This window comes from Rhodoferax sp. U11-2br (genome assembly GCF_018619435.1).
Classification (GTDB): domain Bacteria; phylum Pseudomonadota; class Gammaproteobacteria; order Burkholderiales; family Burkholderiaceae_C; genus Rhodoferax.
The window spans coordinates 200721-221682 of sequence record NZ_JAHFZF010000001.1 but is presented as its reverse complement, the minus strand read 5'-3'; the positions used below and the strand labels follow the sequence as shown (position 1 = coordinate 221682).

General features: G+C 61.7%; 21 protein-coding genes. 15 read left to right on the top strand and 6 right to left on the bottom strand.

The window, feature by feature from the left end; translation table 11 throughout:
• Positions 1 to 2: 2 nt before the first annotated feature.
• The 3 genes from KKO72_RS01020 to KKO72_RS01010 form a co-directional block, all read right to left on the bottom strand.
• A complete protein-coding gene (locus KKO72_RS01020; protein ID WP_214934532.1) occupies positions 3 to 800 on the bottom strand; it encodes an ATP-binding cassette domain-containing protein in 798 nt (265 codons plus the stop codon).
• Positions 800 to 1756 (bottom strand): ABC transporter permease, encoded by a 957-nt coding sequence (locus tag KKO72_RS01015; protein ID WP_214934529.1) that lies wholly within the window; start codon positions 1754 to 1756, stop codon positions 800 to 802. Before KKO72_RS01015 ends, KKO72_RS01020 begins: the two co-directional genes overlap by 1 nt.
• Before the next feature lie 153 nt (positions 1757 to 1909).
• A complete protein-coding gene (locus KKO72_RS01010; protein ID WP_214934526.1) occupies positions 1910 to 2896 on the bottom strand; it encodes a substrate-binding domain-containing protein in 987 nt (328 codons plus the stop codon).
• Between the two features lie 162 nt (positions 2897 to 3058).
• Here KKO72_RS01010 and KKO72_RS01005 point away from each other — a divergent pair, with 162 nt between their 5' ends.
• Together KKO72_RS01005 and KKO72_RS01000 are read left to right on the top strand one after the other, a co-directional pair.
• The gene (locus KKO72_RS01005) at positions 3059 to 4054 is read left to right on the top strand and encodes a PfkB family carbohydrate kinase (protein ID WP_251140364.1); all 996 of its coding nucleotides are present in this window, start codon (positions 3059 to 3061) and stop codon (positions 4052 to 4054) included.
• 141 nt (positions 4055 to 4195) lie between these two features.
• Positions 4196 to 4843 carry a nucleoside/nucleotide kinase family protein gene (locus KKO72_RS01000; RefSeq protein WP_251140363.1) on the top strand — a complete coding sequence of 216 codons (648 nt, stop codon included), beginning with the start codon at positions 4196 to 4198 and terminating at the stop codon, positions 4841 to 4843.
• A gap of 3 nt (positions 4844 to 4846) precedes the next feature.
• On the opposite strand, the gene KKO72_RS00995 is transcribed toward KKO72_RS01000, so the two are convergent.
• The 3 genes from KKO72_RS00995 to tsaE all read right to left on the bottom strand — a co-directional run bounded on the left by KKO72_RS00995 (position 4847) and on the right by tsaE (position 7512).
• Positions 4847 to 5401, bottom strand: a complete 555-nt coding sequence (locus KKO72_RS00995) for a hypothetical protein (protein ID WP_214934520.1) — start codon at positions 5399 to 5401, stop codon at positions 4847 to 4849.
• Positions 5402 to 5512: 111 nt separating this feature from the next.
• A complete protein-coding gene (locus KKO72_RS00990) occupies positions 5513 to 6934 on the bottom strand; it encodes an N-acetylmuramoyl-L-alanine amidase (RefSeq protein ID WP_214934518.1) in 1422 nt (473 codons plus the stop codon).
• A 62-nt stretch (positions 6935 to 6996) separates the two neighbouring features.
• Positions 6997 to 7512, bottom strand: coding sequence for a tRNA (adenosine(37)-N6)-threonylcarbamoyltransferase complex ATPase subunit type 1 TsaE (gene tsaE, locus KKO72_RS00985; RefSeq protein ID WP_214934515.1), 516 nt, complete (start codon positions 7510 to 7512; stop codon positions 6997 to 6999).
• Between tsaE and queG the strand changes: the two genes are divergently transcribed.
• The 13 genes from queG to ilvD all read left to right on the top strand — a co-directional run bounded on the left by queG (position 7492) and on the right by ilvD (position 20952).
• Positions 7492 to 8589, top strand: coding sequence for a tRNA epoxyqueuosine(34) reductase QueG (queG, locus tag KKO72_RS00980; RefSeq protein WP_371736792.1), 1098 nt, complete (start codon positions 7492 to 7494; stop codon positions 8587 to 8589). The two genes, tsaE and queG, sit on opposite strands and share 21 nt — an antisense overlap.
• Before the next feature lie 86 nt (positions 8590 to 8675).
• Positions 8676 to 9782 carry a dipeptide epimerase gene (locus KKO72_RS00975; RefSeq protein WP_214934512.1) on the top strand — a complete coding sequence of 369 codons (1107 nt, stop codon included), beginning with the start codon at positions 8676 to 8678 and terminating at the stop codon, positions 9780 to 9782.
• The gene (locus KKO72_RS00970; RefSeq protein ID WP_214934510.1) at positions 9775 to 10785 is read left to right on the top strand and encodes a succinylglutamate desuccinylase/aspartoacylase family protein; all 1011 of its coding nucleotides are present in this window, start codon (positions 9775 to 9777) and stop codon (positions 10783 to 10785) included. The genes KKO72_RS00975 and KKO72_RS00970 overlap by 8 nt, the downstream gene beginning before the upstream one ends.
• Positions 10786 to 10859: 74 nt before the next feature.
• The gene (locus tag KKO72_RS00965) at positions 10860 to 12476 is read left to right on the top strand and encodes an ABC transporter substrate-binding protein (protein ID WP_214934507.1); all 1617 of its coding nucleotides are present in this window, start codon (positions 10860 to 10862) and stop codon (positions 12474 to 12476) included.
• Positions 12477 to 12522: 46 nt separating this feature from the next.
• Positions 12523 to 13539: an ABC transporter permease gene (locus KKO72_RS00960; protein ID WP_214934503.1), complete on the top strand. Its 1017-nt coding sequence runs from the start codon at positions 12523 to 12525 to the stop codon at positions 13537 to 13539.
• A complete protein-coding gene (nikC, locus tag KKO72_RS00955; protein ID WP_251140362.1) occupies positions 13536 to 14471 on the top strand; it encodes a nickel transporter permease in 936 nt (311 codons plus the stop codon). Before KKO72_RS00960 ends, nikC begins: the two co-directional genes overlap by 4 nt.
• On the top strand, positions 14468 to 15325 hold the full coding sequence (locus KKO72_RS00950) for an ABC transporter ATP-binding protein (protein ID WP_214934500.1): 858 nt from the start codon (positions 14468 to 14470) through the stop codon (positions 15323 to 15325). The genes nikC and KKO72_RS00950 overlap by 4 nt, the downstream gene beginning before the upstream one ends.
• Complete coding sequence (locus KKO72_RS00945) at positions 15322 to 16134, top strand: ABC transporter ATP-binding protein (RefSeq protein ID WP_214934497.1); 813 nt, start codon at positions 15322 to 15324, stop codon at positions 16132 to 16134. The genes KKO72_RS00950 and KKO72_RS00945 overlap by 4 nt, the downstream gene beginning before the upstream one ends.
• A 242-nt stretch (positions 16135 to 16376) precedes the next feature.
• Positions 16377 to 17006 (top strand): response regulator, encoded by a 630-nt coding sequence (locus KKO72_RS00940; protein ID WP_214934494.1) that lies wholly within the window; start codon positions 16377 to 16379, stop codon positions 17004 to 17006.
• Between the two features lie 3 nt (positions 17007 to 17009).
• A complete protein-coding gene (locus tag KKO72_RS00935; protein ID WP_251140361.1) occupies positions 17010 to 17495 on the top strand; it encodes a two-component system response regulator in 486 nt (161 codons plus the stop codon).
• A complete protein-coding gene (locus KKO72_RS00930; protein WP_214934491.1) occupies positions 17492 to 18622 on the top strand; it encodes a sensor histidine kinase KdpD in 1131 nt (376 codons plus the stop codon). The genes KKO72_RS00935 and KKO72_RS00930 overlap by 4 nt, the downstream gene beginning before the upstream one ends.
• Positions 18623 to 18714: 92 nt before the next feature.
• Positions 18715 to 18960 carry a TIGR04438 family Trp-rich protein gene (locus KKO72_RS00925; protein WP_214934488.1) on the top strand — a complete coding sequence of 82 codons (246 nt, stop codon included), beginning with the start codon at positions 18715 to 18717 and terminating at the stop codon, positions 18958 to 18960.
• Positions 18961 to 19092: 132 nt separating this feature from the next.
• Positions 19093 to 20952 carry a dihydroxy-acid dehydratase gene (gene ilvD / locus KKO72_RS00920; protein WP_214934486.1) on the top strand — a complete coding sequence of 620 codons (1860 nt, stop codon included), beginning with the start codon at positions 19093 to 19095 and terminating at the stop codon, positions 20950 to 20952.
• Positions 20953 to 20962 lie beyond the last annotated feature (10 nt).

Sequence of the window (20962 nt, the reverse complement as noted above, 5' to 3'; positions counted from 1 at the left end):
GATCACGCAAGTGCTTCGGCGGGTAACTCGTCCACCGTTTTGGCACCGGTCATCACCGCCACCGTGTCACTCATGCTGATGGTTTTGGGGTTGACCACGGCGGCGCGTTTTCCCAGGCGCTGGATATGGATACGGTCCGCCACCTCAAACACATGGGGCATATTGTGGCTGATCAAAATCACCGGTAACCCCTTGTCACGCACCCGGCGGATCAGCTCCAGCACCATGTTGCCCTCCTTCACACCGAGAGCCGCAGTGGGTTCGTCCATGATCACCACATGCTGGGCAAACGCCGCCGCACGGGCCACGGCCACACACTGGCGCTGGCCGCCTGACAGCGTTTCCACCGCCTGCGTCATCGAGCGGATGCCGACCTTGAGGTCGTTCATGCGTGCAATCGCCTGATTCAGCATTTCTTTTTTATCGAGCAGGCGCAGCAACTGTCCGATGAAGCCGGGTTTGAGGATCTCGCGGCCCAGGAACAGGTTTTCGGCAATGCTCATGGCCGGGGCCACCGCCAGGTCCTGGTAAACGGTTTCAATCCCGGCCCGGCGTGCGTCGATGGGTGACCTGAAATGCACCTGCTTGCCGTCGAGCAGCACCTCACCCTCGTCGGGTGTGTTGGCGCCCGACAGCACTTTGATCAAGGATGACTTGCCAGCGCCGTTGTCCCCAATCACCGCCATGATTTCCCCGGCGCGCAACTCGAAGTCGACACCATCGAGCGCCACCACTTGACCAAAGCGTTTGACAACGCCCTTGGCCTGCATGACCAGGGGCTGTGATGTGTTGATGGTCATTACCGAGCTCCTTTGCGGGACATCTGGTCGGCGGCAACGGCGAGGATGACCAGCACGCCGGTGATTAAGGTCTGGTAGACCGAGGCCACACCCATCAGGGTCAGACCGTTGCGGAACACACCCACAATCACCGCACCCACCAGCGAGCCCAGAATGATGCCGCGCCCGCCAAACAGGCTGGTGCCGCCCAGCACCACGGCGGTGATCGCGTCCAGGTTTTCGGTGGTGCCCGCATTGGGGTCGCCCACACCGGTACGTGCCACCGAGAGCAGGGCGGCAATGCCGTAAAACGTGCCCGCCAGTGCATACACCACCACCAGCACCTTGTCCACGCTGATGCCGGTCAGGCGTGCCGCCTCCGGGTTGTTGCCCACCGCATACAGGTGGCGACCCGGCGCGGTTTCGCGCAACACAAACCAGGCCAGGCCGTACAGTACCAGCATGGTCACCGTGCCCAGGCTGACCTCGGTGCTGCCGATGTTGAAGGTGTTGCCCAGGAAGGTCATGGCCGGGGGCAGGTTGGTGATGGTCTGCGCCTCGGAATAAATCTGGGTGATGGCAAACGCGATGTTCAGGGTACCCAGCGTCACGATGAAAGGCGGGAGTTTCACACGTGTCACCAGCAGGCCATTGAGCAAGCCTGCGCAGGTGGTCACCAGCAGACCACAGACGATGGCCAAGTAGGGGTTCATGCCGTAGTCCACGGCAAATTTGGTCATGACCACGCCGCCCAGGGCCATCACCATGCCACAGGACAGGTCAATGCCCGCCGTCAGGATGATCAGCGATTGGCCAATCGCGATCACACCCACCACCATCACCTGCTGCAGCACCAGCGAGAGGTTCTCACCACTCAAAAAGCGGCTGGACTGGGTGGTGAAAAACAAACAGGTGACTGCCAGCGCGATCCAGGGCCCGAGGGCGCCCCAGGGAATGGTGGGCTTGGATGAATTCATGGGCAATGCCTCAGCGAATAAGGAAAGGGGTGAGATCGGTCACACACAACAAGGCATGTTCAGGACAGCAGCCGGAAACCGGGCCGGTTTGGCCCAGGCATCCAGACCGGCTGCATGGCGTCACGCGTCCGCCATGCTGCTGTCACAAGTGGCTTACTTGTTGCCCCAGCACAGGTCCAGGCCAACCTTGGTGTCCTTGCTGTCTACGCCTGCAATGGCGTTCTTGGCGATCAGGGTCACGCCGGTGTCCACATAACCCGTGGCCTTTTTGCCGGTCTTGGCGTATTCCACCCCGGCGGCCACACCCATCGAGGCCATCTTGAGCGGGTATTGCTGAGAGGTCGCGGTGATGATGCCCGCGTCAGTGTCCTTGATGCCTTGGCAGCCGCCGTCCACCGAGAGGATCAGCACACCTTTTTCCTTGCCAGCCTTTTTCAGCGCGTTGTAGGCGCCGGCCGCAGCAGGTTCATTGATGGTGTAGACGACATTGATGCCGGGGTCTTTTTGCAGGCAGTTTTCCATCGCGGTCTGGCCCTTGGCGCGGTCACCGTTGGTGTCGTTGGCGCAGACGATCTCGGGTGCGGTGGAGAGTTCATTGGACTTGGCGTCATTGGCTTTCAGACCAAAACCACTCATGAAACCGTTGTGGCGTTGCGCCCCCACCGGGTGGCCCGGGAACAGGTCGAGCATCGCGATCTTGACCGGTTTGCCCGCCATCGCGGCCTTGGCGTATTGGCCAATGAGCACCCCGGCTTTGTAGTTGTCGGTGGCAAATAACGCGTCAGCACCGTCAAACGGGCTGTCCAGTGCAATCACCTGCACGCCTTTGGCCTGGATTTTTTTAACGGTCGGGATGATCGCGTCACCGGCCGAGGTGATCATGATGGTCTTGGCTCCGGCCGAGGCCATGTTCTCCAGCGCGGTGATCTGGCCAGCTGTGTCACCGTCGATCTTGCCCGCCGCAGACATCAGCTTGGCGCCGGCTTTCTCAGCCTCGGCCTTGGCACCCTCTTTCATCTTGACGAAGAAGGGGTTAGTCTCGGTCTTGGTGATCAGGCCGATCACCGGGGCGTCGGCAGCAAAGGCGCTGCCCACGGCCAGGGTCAGGGCGCTCAGGATCAGGGGGGTGGAGAGTTTCATGGTCTTCCTTCAGAGAGTGACCATGCGGTCGGGTTGGGTTGTCTTCACTGTGTTGGCCCCGGATGTGTCCCCGGGTAAGCACGCTTGTTGAACCAGCGTGGCTGGAATATAGTCCTGTCAAAGTTATTAAATCAAGTTGTTTTAGTTATGGAAAACCCTAACATGCAGCAAATACATGCACAGATCCAGGTGGCCACCGCCGGGGAGGCGTTGATTGACCTGATTGCGGCGGACGATGGCCGTTTTGAGCCTTGTCTGGGGGGCGCGGTGTACAACCTGTCGCGGGCGTTGGCGCGCCAAGGCATTGCAACGATGTACCTCAACCCGCTCTCCAAAGACCGCTTGGGTCGCCAGCTGGCTGCCGCCCTGGTCCAGGACGGGGTGGTTCTGGCGCAGCCCAAACCGGTGCAGCAGGTCACCTCTTTGGCGGTGGTGAATCTCGATGCCAGCGGCCACCCCAACTACGCGTTTTACCGCGAAGGTGTGGCGGACCGCGCCACCAATGCCGTGACCCTGACCCAGGCCTGCAGCCAGGCCGAGAGCCTGGCGCTGGTGTGCACCGGTGCACTGGCGCTGTCACCGGACGATGCCGAGACTTACCTGCCCTGGCTGGCTGCCCAGCGCCAGGCTGGGCGCACCGTGGTGATTGACGCCAACCTGCGTCCCTCGGTCATGCCCAACCTGGAGCTGTACCGCCGCCATGTGCTGGCTGCCCTGCAGTTTGCCGATGTGATCAAGGCCAGCGACGAAGACCTGAACTGCCTGGCCCTGCCCGGCGACAGCCCCTTGGCACAGGCGCGCCACCTGCTGCAGGCGTGCCGTGCCAGTGTCATCGCCCTGACTCTGGGCAGCCAGGGCGCGGCCTTGTTGACCCGCCATGGCCAGCTGTTCACCGCCCGGGAGTCGGAGCCCATCAGCGTGGTCGATACCGTGGGGGCAGGGGACTGTTTTCTGGCGGGGTGGGTGGTGACCCTGTTGCAGCACCACCTGCCAACCGACTGGGGCTCTGGCGCCGTCTCGCCCGAGGTGGCTCGGGACCTGTTGTGCAGTGCCATCGCCAGCGCCAGCCTGTGTGTGATGCAGCGCGGCTGTGTGCCACCAACCCGCTCCGAGGTGCTGGACCGGCTGGAGACGGTGGCGCTGGATTTTGCTGGCTGATGTGTGTTTGGCTGAGCCCCCGCTCATGACCGGGCGGCCGGGCTCTCAACTTGCGCAGGAATCCTGGTAAAAACAGATAGGAAATAGGCCTCTAGCCCTTATGTAACAAGGGCATCCAGCTATTTTTTTTGAAAAGTGACCATGCTTGCCAATCCCCCCATGTTTTCCATTACCTTGCCCGACCTTGTCCAGCAACGCATCCGCCACTTGCTGGCCAGCGGCAGCCGCAAGATCCTGGGCATCGTCGCCGCCCCAGGTGCAGGCAAATCTACCCTGGCCCAGGCCATCCAGACCCAGTTTGGGGAGGCCGTGCAGGTGGTGCCGATGGACGGTTTTCATCTGGCCAATAGCGAGTTGCTTCGCCTGGGGCGCCGCAGCCGCAAAGGCGCGCCTGACACCTTTGACGCGGCGGGTTATGTCAACCTGATACGCCGCATCCACAGCCAGCGCCCGGACGAGCTGGTGTATGCCCCCGAGTACCGGCGCGAGGTTGAGGAGGCCATTGCTGGTGCCATTGCGGTGCTGCCACAGACCGAGCTGATCGTCACCGAAGGCAATTACCTGCTGCTCGACGATGACCCATGGTGCCAGCTCCCCGAGGTGCTGGACGAGACCTGGTATCTGGATGTGCCCGACGACCTGCGCGAAGGCCGCCTGCTGGCGCGCCACATGCGGTTTGGCCGCACCGAGCAGCAGGCGCGCGACTGGATCGCCAGCACCGACGCGCCCAATGCGCTGCGCATCGCCCAAGGCCGGGCGCGAGCGGATGTGTGTGTGCCCTGGTGGTGAGTCTTACAGCACCCGAAACAGCTTGTCCTTGAGGGTTGGCAGATCCTTGGCTGCGGCCATGGTGCTCAGCCACAGGGGGTAGACCTGGCGCAGCTCTGTCGCAGTGTTGCTCTCGCCGACCGCTTTGACGAGCGACATGCGCATGTGCTGGCCAAACTCCATGTTGACGGTGTTGATCATGAAGTTGCGTGCCATCACCAGCTCCAGGGCGCTGCGCTTCTCTGGTGGTGGCAAGGTCGCGAGATCGGCCTGGGCACCTGTCGACGCTGTGGCTGCTTGCGGCGTGCCAGACCTGGCAGTGGGTGGTGCCGTCAACGCGCCGACCACCTCGATACATTGTCGCTGCAGCAAATCCCCCAGCAGTTCAGCCACCGGGTGACCCGCCACAAACATCGCCAGCTCCTGACCGCTGCGTTTGCCGTCCACCAGGATCAGCAGGCGCCGCGTCAGGGGTGGCAGACCCAGGGTGCGGGTGGCCACCTCGTGTTGCCCCAGCGCGGTTTTGGCCAGGACGGCGGTGAGGAGATCGATGTTGGCAGGAGGCTGGGTGTTGGGCATAAACAGGGCAGGCGCTCTCAAGAACATGAAAGATCACCCACATTGTGTGGCTGTTTCCCAAATTCGGGGTTAACCCTGAACCCAGCGCCCCGGCTCAGCCCGGGTTGAAGCTCACATGCTGCGGTTGCGCGCCAGCGGCGGGTTTCTGGCGAAATAACCCTCAATGCCTTTCATCAGCGCATCGGCCAGCTGCTCCTGGTAGGCATCGCTGTTGAGTTTGGCCTCTTCGACCGGGTTGCTGATGAAGGCCGCCTCCACCAGCACACTCGGGATGTCGGGCGCCTTGAGCACCGCAAACGCGGCCTGTTCCACCTTGGGTTTGTGCAACTTGCCGACACGTTTGATCTCACCGAGCATGGCGCCGCCGAGTTGCAGGCTGTCCTTGATCTGGGCGGTAGTGCTCATGTCCAGCAGCGCACGGCGCACCTGGACATCTTTGGCCTTGACGTTGAGGCCACCAATCAAGTCGGCCTTGTTCTCCTTGTCAGCCATCCAGCGTGCCGCCGAGCTGGAGGCGCCGCCCTGGCTCAGCGCAAACACGCTGGCGCCCTGCGGGTTGGGGGTGAAAAACGCGTCGGCGTGCAGGCTGATGAACAGGTCGGCCTGTACCCGGCGGGCCTTGTCGACCCGCACACCCAGCGGCACAAAAAAGTCGGAGTCGCGCGTCATGAAGGCGCGCATCGCGTTGCCGTTGACAGTGCTGTTGTTGATGCGTTCACGCAGCCGGTGCGCCAAGCGCAGCACCACGTCTTTTTCACGCGTGCCACCCGGGCCGATGGCGCCCGGGTCTTCGCCACCGTGGCCGGGGTCGAGCGCAATGATGATCAGCCGGTCGGTGACTTGTGGGCGTGGCACCGACATGTACGGGCCATCCTGGTTTGACAAACCTTTTTGGCCGCTAACCCCTGTAGATGAAGGGCTGCCAGCTACGGTAGTGCTAGCGCCAGGGGTCTGGCTGCTGCCGGGTTTGGGGGGCAGGGCGACGGGTTTGGTTTTGTCGGTTTTTTGGGCAATCAGCTCACCCAGCGGGTCGGCAGCTGCGCTGGCTTTGGGGCTTTGTGGCGACGGGCTGGTGGCGTCTTTCATACGCTCGGCAATCAGCTCTTCGAGCGGGTCTTGCACCACCGTGGGGTACAGGTCAAACACCAGCCGGTGTTTGTAGGCGGCCACGGGTTGCAGGTTGAACACCTGGGGTGCCACCGGCTGTTTCAGGTCCACCACCAGACGCACGACACCCGGGCCAAACTGGCCGACACGGATGCCGTTGATGGTCGGGTCGGTTGGGCCGACCTTGGCCACCAGTTCCTTGAGTGCGGGGTTCAGGTCGATGCCGCGCACATCCACCGCCAGACGTGGCGGGTTGGGGATGAAGTTCTGCGTGAACGTCAGCAGTGCGTCGGACTCGATGGTGACCCGCGAGTAGTCTGGCGCCGGCCACACCCGCACCGCCAGGATGGTGGCGCCACGCGCCAGCTGCTGCGCACCCAGCAGCAACACCAGCGCGCCACTCTGGACAAAATCACGGCGCTTCACAGATCGTCCTCATGGCGGGTAGATCTACCCGGCTTCACCACGGTTCTAAGAAAAATAGCCATCTAGCCCTTGTCCTGATTGGGTATATTGCTATTAAAAGTAGATAACAGGGCCCGTCCGATGGCGCTGTGTGCGGTGGCTGTGACCTGGCGTGAGCTGTCTTCCTGCGCCTCCAGCTGCAGCACCAGATCGGCCCGTGGCAACTGCCCGGCCACCTTGTCAGGCCACTCGGCCAGCTTCAGACCCGGGCTGGCAAAGATGTCGCGAAACCCGGCGTCTTCCCATTCCTGCGGGTTGCTAAAGCGGTAAAAGTCAAAGTGCCACACCGCCAGCTCGGGCAGTTCATAAGCCTCCACCACCGCGTAGGTCGGGCTTTTGATGCGGCCCACCACGCCCAGCGCACGCAGCAGGTGGCGCACCAGCGTGGTTTTGCCCGCACCCAGGTCACCGCGCAGCTCGATGAAGGCCTGGCGCAGCGCGGGCTGCTTGACCAGCGCGTGCGCAAAGTCTTGTGTGGCGGCTTCATCGGGCCAGACCAGGGTTTTTACAATCGGCAGGTGAACAGTTTCAGAACACATAACAAGGGTGATGACTGGGTCTCCAGGATCCGGGGCTGGGCACGTGAGCTGGGATTTTCCCAAATTGGCGTGACCGGGGTCGATTTGTCCTCGGCAGAGCCCGGATTATCGGCCTGGCTGGAGGCAGGCTGGCATGGCCAGATGGCCTACATGGCGGCACACGGCCTCAAGCGCGCGCGACCGGCCGAACTGGTGCCCGACACACTGAGTGTGATCACCGCACGCATGGACTACTTGCCCAGCAACACACCCGCTGGCTGGCAGAGGGTGGAACTGGACCGATCTAATCAGCCAACACAAGGCATTGTGTCGCTCTACGCCCGAGGTCGTGACTACCACAAGGTGATGCGCCAACGCCTGCAAAAGTTGTGTGAGCAGATGGTGCTGGAGTTTGGCCCGCTGGGTTACCGCGTTTTCACCGACTCGGCGCCGGTACTCGAGGTGGAGCTGGCCAGCCGCAGCGGCCTGGGCTGGCGTGGCAAACACACGCTGGTGCTTAACCGCGAGGCCGGGTCGATGGCGTTTCTGGGTGAGATTTTTGTCGATATGGCCTTGCCACCAACTGAGCCGGTCAGCAGCCACTGCGGCAGCTGCAGCGCGTGCCTGGACGTGTGCCCGACCCAGGCCATCGTTGCGCCGTATAGGCTCGATGCCCGCCGCTGCCTGTCCTACCTGAGCATCGAACACGCCGGGCCGATCCCTGAGGAACTGCGTGTACCGATGGGCAACCGCATCTACGGCTGTGACGACTGCCAGCTGGTCTGCCCGTGGAACAAGTTCGCCCAGACCAGCCCCTTGCCCGACTTTGACGCTCGGCCACAGCTGGTGGAGCAGCCGCTGGTGGCGCTGTTTGCCTGGACTGAAGACGCGTTTTTACGCCACACCGAAGGCAGCCCGATCCGGCGCATTGGCCATGAGCGCTGGCTGCGCAATCTGGCGGTGGCCCTGGGCAACGCCTTGCGGGTGGCCTCCTCAGAGCTTGATCAACAGCTCTTGTCAGAGGCTTTGCGCAGCCGACTGGCGCATCCCAGTGAACTGGTGCGTGAACACGTGGCCTGGGCGCTGGCGCAGGCCTGACACTGTGACAGGCTGACTACAATTTGCTGACAACAGTCTTGTCCCCAAGCTCTGCCCGTTCAAGACAGCTCAACCCAGGAAAGCCCATGCTGATCAAGCGCATCACGGTTGGTGAGATCAAAGTTCCGCTCAAAGTCCCGTTCAAAACCGCCGTGCGCACTGTCACCGAGGTGCATGACCTGGTGATCACCATCGAGACCGACACCGGCCTGGTCGGTTATGGCGAGGCGCCTGCCACCGCTGTCATCACCGGTGATCTGATGGGCTCGATGCGTGCCGCGCTGGACCTGCTGGCGCCGCGCCTGCTGGGCCGCAAGTTGATGGACTTCAACGCTTTGTTGCTGATGATTCAACGCAGTGTGATTCACCACAGCAGCCTCAAGGCCGCTCTCGAAATCGCTCTGTATGACCTGCGCGCCCGAGCTCTTGGGGTGCCGCTCTACCAGTTGCTCGGTGGTGGTGACCCGCAGCTCAAGACCGACATCACGATCAGCGTCAATGATGTGGATGTGATGGTCAAGGACGCGCTGCGGGCGGTGGCTGAGGGTTTTGACTGCCTCAAGGTCAAGGTCGGCGGCCACACCTGGCAAGACGATGTTGACAGTGTGCTGGCAATCGAGCGCGCGGTTGGCCCGCATGTGGCGCTGCGGCTTGATGCCAACCAGGGCTGGACCGCCAAACACGCGGTGCTGGTGATCCAGGCCATTGAAAAAGCCGGGGTGGCCTTGGAGCTGGTCGAGCAGCCAGTCAAGGCCGACGATGTGGCGGGCCTCAAGTTTGTCACCGAGCACACGCTGACCCCTGTTCTGGCCGACGAGGCGGTGTTTTCCACGCGTGACGCGCTGCATATTCTGACCACCGGTAGCGCCGATATCGTCAACATCAAACTCATGAAAACCGGTGGCATCAGCCAGGCCATCGAGGTGGCCAGCCTGGCGCGCCTGCACCAGCGCACCTGCATGGTCGGTTGTATGCTGGAGAGCGCCATCAGTGTCACCGCTGCCGCGCATTTTGCGGTGGCGTTTGACGATGTGGTGTCCTACATCGACCTGGATGGCCCGCAGCTGTGTGCCAGCAGCGCGGTGGACGGTGGCATGCGCATGAACGGCCCCTGGATCACCTTGCCGGATGCGCCAGGACTGGGCATCACGGCTGTGCATGGTTTGACACATATGAAGGTTTTTGATGTCTGATTCTCTGAAACACCCTGCCGCGCAGGTGTATCCCACCAGCCAGTTGCGCATCCACCAATTTGCCGCGCTGGCACCCGGCCCGCGCCTGATCGTGCTGGGCGCAGTGCACGGCAACGAGGTGGCTGGCAGCCGCGGTATCGAGCGTGTCGTGGCTGAACTTGATAGCGGTGCCCTGCAACTTGCCCGTGGCTCGGTTACCTTGGTGCCGGTCACCAACCCTTTGGCCTACCAAAAGGTGCAGCGCAACGGGGATCGCAACCTGAACCGCAATCTGCGCCCCAACGATAGCCCGCAAGACTACGAGGACGGAATAGCCAATGTGCTCTGCCCCTTGTTGGCCGGGCATGAGGTGCTATTAGATTTGCATTCTTTCCAGGCGCCGTCACAAGCGTTTGCGATGCTCGGACCACAAGACAACAGCGGTGATCTGGAACCCTTTGCCCACGCTGCCCAGGAGCAGGCGCTGGCGGTGCGCCTGGGCGTCAACCGGGTGGTGGAGGGTTGGTTGTCGACCTATGCGGTGGGTGTGCAGCAGCGTCTGGCTCGCACCCCGGTGCAGGACCGGGCTGGGTTGCTCAGCACCGACCCGAGTTACGGTGTCGGCACTACCGAATACATGCGCAGCCAGGGTGGCTACGCGATCACCCTCGAATGTGGTCAGCATGATGACCCGGCCGCGCCCGGTGTGGCCTACCGTGCCATTCGCAATACGCTGGCGCATCTGGGGCTGGTCGACGAAGTAGCACCACCACCTTGCCAGGAACTGGAGTTCTTGCGGCTGACCCAGGTGGTGGATCGTTTTCACGTGGACGACAGCTTTGTGCGCGCCTGGTCCAGCTTTGATCCGTTGCGTGCTGGCGATCTGGTCGCGACCCGCCACGACGGCACACCGGTACTGGCTGCCACCGACGGCTACATCGTTTTTCCCAATGCCAAAGCCACCCCCGGCAACGAGTGGTTTTACCTGGCACAGCCCAGCGCACGTGATCTTGGCGCCGCGTGAGCCTGCGCACTTGTTCAGGCCTACTGGTCCGTTTGTTGCTTGATGCGTTTACCTCTAACTTGAAAGTCTGATTCATGAACAGTTCTCTTCCTGTCTTGACCCGTCGGCAACTCGGTACGGTGGCGGGTGCTTCTGCGCTGGCCTTGAGCCTGGGCTCGGTCTCTGCACTGGCTGCCACGCCGGTCGACACCTTGGTGGTGGCTTTTGCCATTGACGACATGATCACCTTGGACCCGGGTGAAACTTTTGAGTTGTCCACCTCCGAGATGATTGGTAACACCTACAGCCAGCTGGTGCGATATGAGGTGACTGACCCGACCAAGCTGTACGGTGATCTGGCCAAAAGCTGGAAGGTCTCGGACGATGGCAAGACCTACAGTTTTGAGCTCAAACCCGGCCTCAAGTTTGCCTCGGGCAACCCGCTGAGCGCCGAAGACGTGGTGTGGTCCTTGCAACGCGCGGTGATCATGGACAAAGGTCCGGCTTTTATCCTGGGGCAATTTGGCTTTACCAAGGACAACGTCAAGGACAAGATCAAACAGACCGGCCCTTTGAGCCTGACCATCGACACCGACAAAGCCTACGCACCGACCTTTGTGCTCAACTGCCTGACGGCTACCGTGGGCTCGATTCTGGACAAAAAGCTGGTCTTGTCCAAAGAGGTCAATGGCGACCTGGGTGCCGCCTGGATGAAGACCAACTACGCTGGCTCCGGCCCGATGAAGGTGCGTGAATGGCGCCCCAACGAAGTGCTTGTGCTTGAGCGCAACGACAACTACTACGCCGACAAGGCAAAACCAGCGCGTGTGATCTACCGCCACATCAAGGAGTCCGCCACCCAGCGCCTGATGCTCGAAAAAGGTGATGTGGACATTGCCCGCAACCTGACGCCGCAGGATCTGGCAGCGGTGACGGCCAACAAAGACATCAAAACCACCGCCAGCCCCAAGGGCACGGTGTATTACATCAGCTTGAACCAGAAAAACCCGATCCTGGCCAAACCCGAGGTGCGCGAGGCGCTCAAGTGGCTGATGGACTATTCGGCCATTGGTGACACCATCCTCAAGGGCATTGGTGTGATCCACCAGAACTTCCTGCCGGTGGGGATGCTTGGTGCCAGCACAGTGAACCCGTATAAGCTCGATGTGGAAAAGGCCAAGGCCTTGCTCAAGAAGGCCGGTTACCCCAATGGTTTCAAGATCACCATTGACATGCGTACGGTGCAGCCGGTGCAGGGCATCACCGAGGCTTTCCAGCAGACGGCCAAACGTGCGGGCATCGACATCGAGATCATTCCCGGAGATGGCAAACAGGTACTGACCAAGTACCGCGCCCGCACCCATGACATGTACATTGGCCAGTGGGGCACCGACTACTGGGACCCCAATTCCAATACCGACTTTGTGCGCAACGCCGACAACTCGGACAACGCCAAGGTCAAGTCACTGGCCTGGCGCAACGCCTGGGATGCACCAGCCCTGTACATGCAGGCCGATGCTGCGGTGCTGGAGCGTGATCCGGCCCGGCGCAAGGCGATGTACGAAAAAATGCAGGCCGAGTTCCGCGCCACCAGCCCCTTCATCATGATCTACCAGATGACCGAAGTGGCGGCGTACCGCAGCAATGTGAGCGGCTTCCGTATCGGTTCCACCTCGGACACCAACTACGTCTACCGCGCTGCCAAGCGCTGATGTCTGACCTGAGTGGCGTCACCCTGCGGTGGCGCCAATTGATGCCATGAAATTCTCCCGAGCCCTGGGGCGGTTTGCCCTGGCCATTGTGCTGACCTACCTGGGTTTGCTGGCGGTCACCTTTTTTATTGGCCGCGTGATTCCGGTCGACCCGGTGCTGGCGGTTGTGGGTGACCATGCACCCGAGGCGGTGATGGCGCGGGTGCGTGAGGAGATGGGCCTGAACAAGCCGGTGCTGGAGCAGTTTGGCATTTACGTGGCCAAGGTGCTTCGCGGTGATTTTGGCACCTCGGTGCTGACCTCGAACCCGGTGCTTGACGATATTCAACGCACCTTTCCCGCTACCTTTGAGCTGGCCACACTGGGCATCCTGATTGGCGCTGGTTTCGGTGTGCCGCTGGGTGTGTGGGCGGCGGTGCGCCGGGGCGGGCTGGCCGACCAGCTGGTGCGGGTGATGGGCCTGATTGGGTATTCGGTACCGATCTTCTGGCTGGGTCTGATGGCGCTGGTGCTGTTTTACGCCAAGCTCGACTGGGTGGCCGGGCCCGGGCGGGTGGATGTGACCTATGAGTACATGTTCACACCCAACACCGGCATTCTGCTGCTTGACACCGCCATGCAAGGCCAGTGGGAGGCATTTCGAAATGTGTTCTCGCATTTGATCCTGCCAGCAAGTCTGCTGGGCTATTTTTCGCTGGCCTACATCAGCCGCATGACACGCTCCTTCATGCTCAATGAACTGAGCCAGGAGTATGTGGTGGCGGCGCGCGCCAAGGGTTTGTCCGAGGCGCGCATCATCTGGCGCCACGCCTTGCGCAATGCGATGGTGCCGCTGGTCACCGTGATCACTTTGTCGTATGCCGGGCTGCTGGAGGGCTCGGTGCTGACCGAGACGGTGTTCGCTTGGCCGGGCCTGGGCCTGTACATCACCAATTCGCTGCAAAACGCCGACATGAACGCGGTGCTGGGCGGCACCATTGTGGTGGGCTCGGTGTTCATTGGCTTGAATTTGCTGTCCGACCTGTTGTACCGCACGCTGGACCCCAGGACCCGTCAACGATGAGCCGCCCACCCGAGATGACTATTGCGCAAGCCGGTGGCTTGCATGCCTGGCTGATGTCGGAACACCCAAGCTCGCGCCGACAGGCGGCGTTGGGCCGAGCCTATGGTGGCTGGCGCAGCTTTGCACGCAACCGGCTGGCTTTGCTGGGTCTGTTGATTGTGCTGGCGCTGGTGGGTGTGGCGTTGTTTGCCAACCAGCTGGCACCGTTTTCCCCGTTTGAGGGTGACTTGCGCAGCACGCGGCTGTTGCCACCATCCATGGTGAATTGGCTCGGTACCGACGACCAGGGGCGCGACATCCTTTCACGGCTGATTTTTGGCTCGCGCATCACCTTGTTTGTGGTGTTCCTGGTGGCGGTGCTGGCCGCGCCGATTGGCCTGCTGGTGGGCACTGTAGCCGGTTATGCGGGCGGCTGGGTGGATGCGACGCTGATGCGCATCACCGACATTTTTCTGGCGTTTCCGCGGCTGATCCTGGCGCTGGCGTTTGTGGCGGCTTTGGGACCTGGGATTGAAAACGCGGTGATCGCGATTGCCATCACCTCCTGGCCCGCCTACGCCCGCCTGGCGCGCGCCGAAACCCTGACCATCCGCCAGACCGATTACATCGCTGCGGTGCGGCTGATTGGTGCCTCACCCTGGCGCATTGTGTTTCGGCACATCATGCCGCTGTGTGTGTCCTCGGTGATTGTGCGGGTGACGCTGGACATGGCGGGCATCATCCTGACCGCTGCGGGTCTGGGATTTCTGGGCCTGGGGGCGCAACCGCCCAGCCCGGAATGGGGCGCGATGATTGCGAACGGCCGCCAGTATGTGCTGGACCAATGGTGGGTGGCAGCTGCTCCTGGCGCGGCCATCTTCCTGATCAGCCTGGCGTTCAATTTGTTGGGTGACGGCCTGCGCGATGCGCTGGACCCGAAAGGTGTCAAATGAACCAGACCAACTCATTCCAAGAGCCGATGCTGGTGGTCGATGACCTGCGCGTGTCCTTCCCGAACCGTGATGGTGGTTGGGTCGAAGCGGTGCGCGGGGTCTCGTTCACACTCGGGCGCGAGCGCCTCGGCATTGTGGGCGAGTCCGGCTCCGGCAAGTCACAGACCGGGCGCGCCATCCTGGGGCTGACCGCGCCTGAGGGCCGGGTTAGCGCCAAACGACTGGCCTTCAACGGGGTTGATCTGCTGAAATGCTCGCCCAAACAGCGGCGTGAGCTACGGGGTGGTCGTATTGCCATGGTGTTACAAGACCCCAAGTTTTCGCTGAATCCGGTGATGACCATCGGCAAACAAATCATGGAAACCTTGCTCGCGCACACCCACGTGTCGGCGGCCGAGGCGCGGGTGCAGGCGCTGGCAGCGCTCCAGTCGGTGCAGATTGACGATCCTGAACGCGTCTTCAAGCTCTACCCGCACGAGATCTCCGGTGGTATGGGCCAGCGCGCCATGATTGCGATGATGCTGATTGCCAAGCCGGATTTGCTGATCGCGGATGAGCCCACCTCTGCGCTGGATGTGACGGTGCAGTTGCAGGTGCTCTCCATCCTGGACAAGCTGGTGGTGGAGCGTGGCATGGGTCTGGTGTTTGTGTCACACGACCTGCGGCTGGTGTCGAGCTTTTGTGACCGCATTTTGGTGATGTACGCAGGCAAGGTGGTCGAGGAGTTGCAAGCCGGGGGCCTGGCCAAGGCACAACATCCGTACACCCAAGGCCTGCTCAACTGCCTGCCCAAGCTCGGCGACGACCGCCATCCCTTGCCAACGCTGGATCGCCAACCGGAGTGGGCTTTATGAGTGTGACCTTTGAGGAGCAGGTGGTGCCTAGCTTGACAAGTCCTGGCCAGTCGGTCGGTCTGGAAGTGCAGCACCTGCACGTTCAGTACGGTGAATTTGTTGCCGTGGCGGACACCAGTTTTCAGGTTTTGCCCGGTGAGAGTTTTGGCATCGTGGGCGAGTCAGGCTCGGGCAAGTCCACGGTGTTGCGCGCGATCTGTGGCCTGGCGCCCAAAACCGGCACGGTACAGCTGCTGGGCCAGGCCGGGCAAAGTTTGCCCGCACCGGGTAGCAAGCCTTTCAGGCGACTGGTGCAGATGGTGTTTCAGGACCCCTATGGCTCCTTGCACCCGCGCCACACGGTGGACCGGATTCTGGCTGAGCCGCTGGCTATTCACGGTATGGATGATGAGCAGGCCCGTATCGAGCGGGCCTTGGACGAGGTGGGCCTGGGCCGGGGTTTTCGCTTTCGTTACCCACACCAGCTCTCTGGCGGCCAACGCCAGCGCATTGCGGTGGCGCGTGCGCTGATACTGGAGCCACAGATTCTGCTGCTGGACGAACCGACCTCGGCGCTCGACGCTTCGGTGCAGGCCGAGGTGCTGAACCTGCTCGAAGACCTGCGCCGCCAGCGGGGCTTGAGCTTCATCATGGTCAGCCATGATCTGGCGGTGGTGACCCATTTGTGTGACCGCCTGATGGTGATGCAGCGTGGCAAAACTGTGGAGCTGCTCAGCTCAGACGATCTGGCCGCGCACCGCGTCAAAGACCCGTACACCCAAAACCTGATGCTGGCCTCAGGCGGCTTCAGGCGCAGCGCTGTGTGCTGAGGCCGTTGGTGCCGTGTTTTGAGCATGAAATGACCTTTTGACCCTTATTCAATAAGGGCTGGTTGCTATATAAATTGCGTTATCGTAGGCGCTTGTGTTGTAGATCAGCAAAGCATGGATGGCTGGCCTGCTCTCTGGCATCTACGGCTGAGTAGCTAGAAAATGTTGATTTCGTCAATTGTCATCTGGCGGAATATATAAAAATATGCTATTATTTAACAATAATTTCAACAGGAATCAGCATGACAGAGGGCACAGTCAAAAAGTCGTTTTGCACAACCCGCGAGGCAGCGGTTTTGCTCGGCGTGTCGGTCGGCACGGTGCAGCTGTGGGTGGAAAGTGGTCTGTTGCAGGCCTGGAAAACCTCGGGTGGTCACCGTCGGGTGCTGCGTGATTCGATTGACGGTTTGCTGCACAAAGGGGTGGATGTGTTATCCCCCGTCAGCATCGACCCGGCGCCTGCTGCGACAGTCCGCCCGCTCAATGTGCTGGTGGTCGAAGATGACGACAACCTGCTGCGTCTGTACAAGGCGCGTTTGACCCTCTGGCCGATCAAACCTGTGGTCAGTCTGGCCGACAACGGCGTGACCGGTTTGCTCATGATGGGGCGCAGCAACCCGGATTTGCTCATCACCGATCTGGACATGCCGGGGCTGGATGGGTTCAACATGCTGCGGGTGTTGCACCAGACCCCGGAGATGCGCCACGCCACCATCGTGGTGGTGACCGGCCTGGACCCGGCCGAGGTGGAGCGGCGTGGTGGTGTGCCTCCCGGTGTCGAGGTCTTGCCCAAACCGGTTCCCTTTGATCGGCTGCTGGCGATTGCCACCGCCGTGAGCAAACAACGTCTGAGTCCGGGTCAGGTCGCTTGAGCCATGGGCCGCAAGATCGAGCAGGTGACCATGCTCCATCCTGCGGACAGCCCCTTGGCTACAGGGCCTGACGGGCCAGGGGGTGGAGTCACCCCCACCATTTTGATGGTGGATGATCACCCGGACATTCGGCGCTTGTTGAGGGTGGCGCTAGGCAACACCTTTCGCATCATCGAGGCTGAGAGTGGTGTGGACGCGCTGGCAGCGATACAGCGCGAGCACCCCAGGCTGGTCCTGCTGGATGTGATGATGCCCGGTGAGCTGGATGGTCTGCAGGTGCTCGATGCCATCCGGGCCGACCCCAGCCACCGTGACACGGTGGTGGCCATGCTGTCAGCGCGAGGGCAGGCGCAGGACAATGACAGCGCACGTTGCCGCGGTGCAGACGCCTACTTTGTCAAACCCTTCAGTCCCTTGCAGGTGGTGTGTTGGGTCAAGGACAAACTCAAGCAGTCTGAGACACGACTTGGTTTGAAGGAGACACCATGAGCACACATCAGCCGCGCAGCCGGCGTGAGAACAAGCCAAGCGTGATGCCACCCGGTGCTGAAGCCATGGCGCAGGTGTTGGCCGATGTGTTGGCCTTGGCGCCTGAGGCTTGGGTGGCTTTTGACCGGCGGGGTTGTGTGAACCAGGTCAACGCCAAGTGGGTGTCTTTGACCCAGCTCCCGATCAAACAGATACAAGGCCTGGATGAAGCGCAGTTTTGGCAGCTGCTGTCCAGCCGGTGTGCCTCACCCCTGGACCAGGCGCAGCTGCAGCGGCGCCTGGCTGAGCCCGATTCACATGTGCCCCTGGTGCTGGACTTCGTCCAACCGCCGGGCGCGGTATTGCAGGTCACGCAGACCGGCAGTGATAACGGCACGGTGGCCAAGCTGCTGTGTTTTCGGGATGTGTCACAAGTGGTGGCGCGCGAGCGGCGCTTAACGGCTTTTTTGGCCAAGGCCGCCCATGAGTTGCGCAACCCGCTGGCCAATATCCAGGGTTTTGCTGAGGTATTGCTCCAAACCGACAACGACGAGGCCAGCCGCCGGGAGTTTGTGGGCATCATCCACCAGCAATCGCAGCAGTTGACCGAGCTGCTCAACGAAGTGTTCACCCTGGCGCACATCGAGGCGCACGGCTACACCCGTCTGCTGCCGTCGGTGGTTCCCTTGCCTGAGTTGCTGCAGTCGGTGCTGGATGCGCTGGTGCTGCCCGAGGGGCGTGATAAACCCCGTGTGACCCTGCCAGATGCTGATCTCTGTGTCCGGGTGGACGCCAAAAGAGCCAGCCAGGCGATTTTGCAGGTGCTCTCCAACGCCTACAAGTTTTCTCCCGCAGGGGGCGCAGTGACGGTTCATCTGGAGCCGGTGAAAGACGCTTCGGCGCGCTCTGAAGTGGCCATCCACATCAGCGATCACGGTGTGGGCATGAGTCCTGAGCAGCTTGCGCACCTGGGCCAGCGCTTTTATCGGGCACAAGTCTCTTCTAAACTGCCTGGCAGCGGTTTGGGCTTGTGTATCGTCCAGGAAATTTTGCGGGTGCTCGATGGCCGCCTGGAGGTTCAAAGCACGCCCGGCCAGGGCACCCGCGTCAGCCTGTATTGGCCAGCCGCTCAGGACAGATCGACCTAGCGCGTTTGACGCAGAACCGTGTTCTCTGCTGAGAGATCGCTGTTTGGGGGTACGCTCAGGGTTTGACGTGTTGTTGTGAAGGAGTGTTGGCCATGTATCTGTTGGGTTTGGGCTTGATCTTGCTGGTGCTGAAGTACATCGAGTGGGGCCCGGTGGCCTTGTGGTCCTGGTGGCTGGTGCTGGCGCCGTTTGCGTTGGCCGTGGCTTGGTGGGCCTGGGCCGACGCATCGGGCTACACCAAGAAAAAAGCCATGGAGCGCGATGACAAGCGCCGTGACGAACGCCGCGCCCGCACCAAAGAGGCGCTCGACGCCACCTACCAGAAGCGCCGCCGCTGACGCTCAGACCACGGGGCAGGGCGCTGACCCCTCTGGCCGGATGGCCTTGGCGCCTGGCGTCCATAGCCCGTGCGACATAATCCCCCACTTGTTTTTCCACAGTTTTGAAGCCTCTTTTGGCGAACCATCACCATGCCCGCATACCGTTCCAAAACCTCCACCGCTGGTCGTAACATGGCTGGTGCCCGCTCACTCTGGCGTGCCACCGGCATGAAGGACGGCGACTTCAGCAAACCCATTGTGGCGGTGGTCAACTCGTTCACCCAGTTTGTACCGGGCCATGTGCACCTGAAAGACCTGGGCCAACTGGTGGCGCGCGAGATTGAAGCCGCTGGCGGTGTCGCCAAGGAGTTCAACACCATTGCGGTGGATGACGGCATTGCCATGGGCCACGACGGTATGTTGTATTCACTGCCCAGCCGCGACATCATTGCCGACTCGGTCGAATACATGGTCAATGCCCACTGCGCCGACGCCATGGTGTGTATCTCCAACTGCGACAAGATCACCCCCGGCATGTTGATGGCGGCGATGCGGCTGAACATCCCGGTGGTGTTTGTCTCAGGCGGCCCAATGGAAGCGGGCAAAACCCGGCTGTTGAACCCAGCGACACAAACCATGGAGTTCAAAAAACTCGACCTGATCGACGCCATGGTGATGGCTGCTGACGACAAGGTGTCGGACGCGGATGTTGCCGAAATCGAACGCTCGGCCTGCCCGACCTGCGGTTCCTGCTCGGGCATGTTCACCGCCAACTCGATGAACTGCCTGACCGAAGCGCTGGGCCTGTCCTTGCCGGGCAATGGCACGGTCGTGGCGACCCATGCCGACCGCGAACAACTGTTCAAACGCGCCGGTCACCTGATTGTGGAGCTGTGCCAGCGGTATTACGAGCAAGACGATGTGTCGGTGTTGCCACGCTCGGTCGGTTTCAAGGCGTTCGAGAACGCCATCACACTCGACATCGCCATGGGTGGCTCTACCAACACCATCCTGCACATCCTTGCGATTGCGCAAGAGGCCGAGATTGACTTCACCATGAAGGACATCGACCGCCTGTCGCGCGTGGTGCCGCAGCTGTGCAAGGTGGCGCCCAACACCAACAAGTACCACATCGAAGACGTGCACCGCGCCGGCGGCATCATGGCCATCCTGGGTGAGCTGGACCGCGCTGGCAAGTTGCACACCGACGTGCCCACGGTGCACGCCAAAACCATGAAAGACGCGCTCAATCAGTGGGACATCGCCCGCGCACCGAGTGAGGCGGTCAAGACCTTCTACCAAGCCGGTCCCGGTGGGGTGCCGAGCCAGGTCGCGTTCAGCCAGGCCAGCCGCTGGCCCAGTCTGGATGTTGACCGCGCAGCGGGCTGCATTCGTTCCGGTGAGCACGCTTTCTCGCAAGAAGGTGGTCTGGCGGTGCTGGTTGGCAACATCGCGCTCAACGGCTGCGTCGTGAAAACCGCCGGTGTGGATGACGCGCTGCTGGTGTTTGAAGGCCCGGCCCATGTGGTCGAGTCGCAGGACGAGGCGGTGGCCCATATCCTGGCCGACCAGGTCAAGGCAGGCGACGTGGTGATCGTGCGTTACGAAGGCCCCAAGGGTGGCCCCGGCATGCAGGAAATGCTCTACCCCACCAGCTACATCAAGTCCAAAGGCCTGGGCAAGGCCTGTGCGCTGCTGACCGACGGGCGTTTTTCGGGTGGCACCTCGGGTCTGTCCATTGGCCACGCCTCGCCCGAAGCGGCGGCGGGTGGTGCGATTGGCTTGGTGAAAAACGGTGACCGCATCCGCATCGACATCCCGAACCGCAGCATCAATGTGTTGGTGTCAGACGAAGAACTCGCCAAACGCCGCATCGAACAAGATGCCAAGGGCTGGAAACCCGTTTTGCCGCGCCCGCGCAAGGTGTCGGCGGCGCTCAGGGCCTACGCCAAGCTGGTGATGTCGGCCGACAAGGGCGCGGTGCGTGACCTGTCCTTGCTCGACGATTGATCTTCTGGCT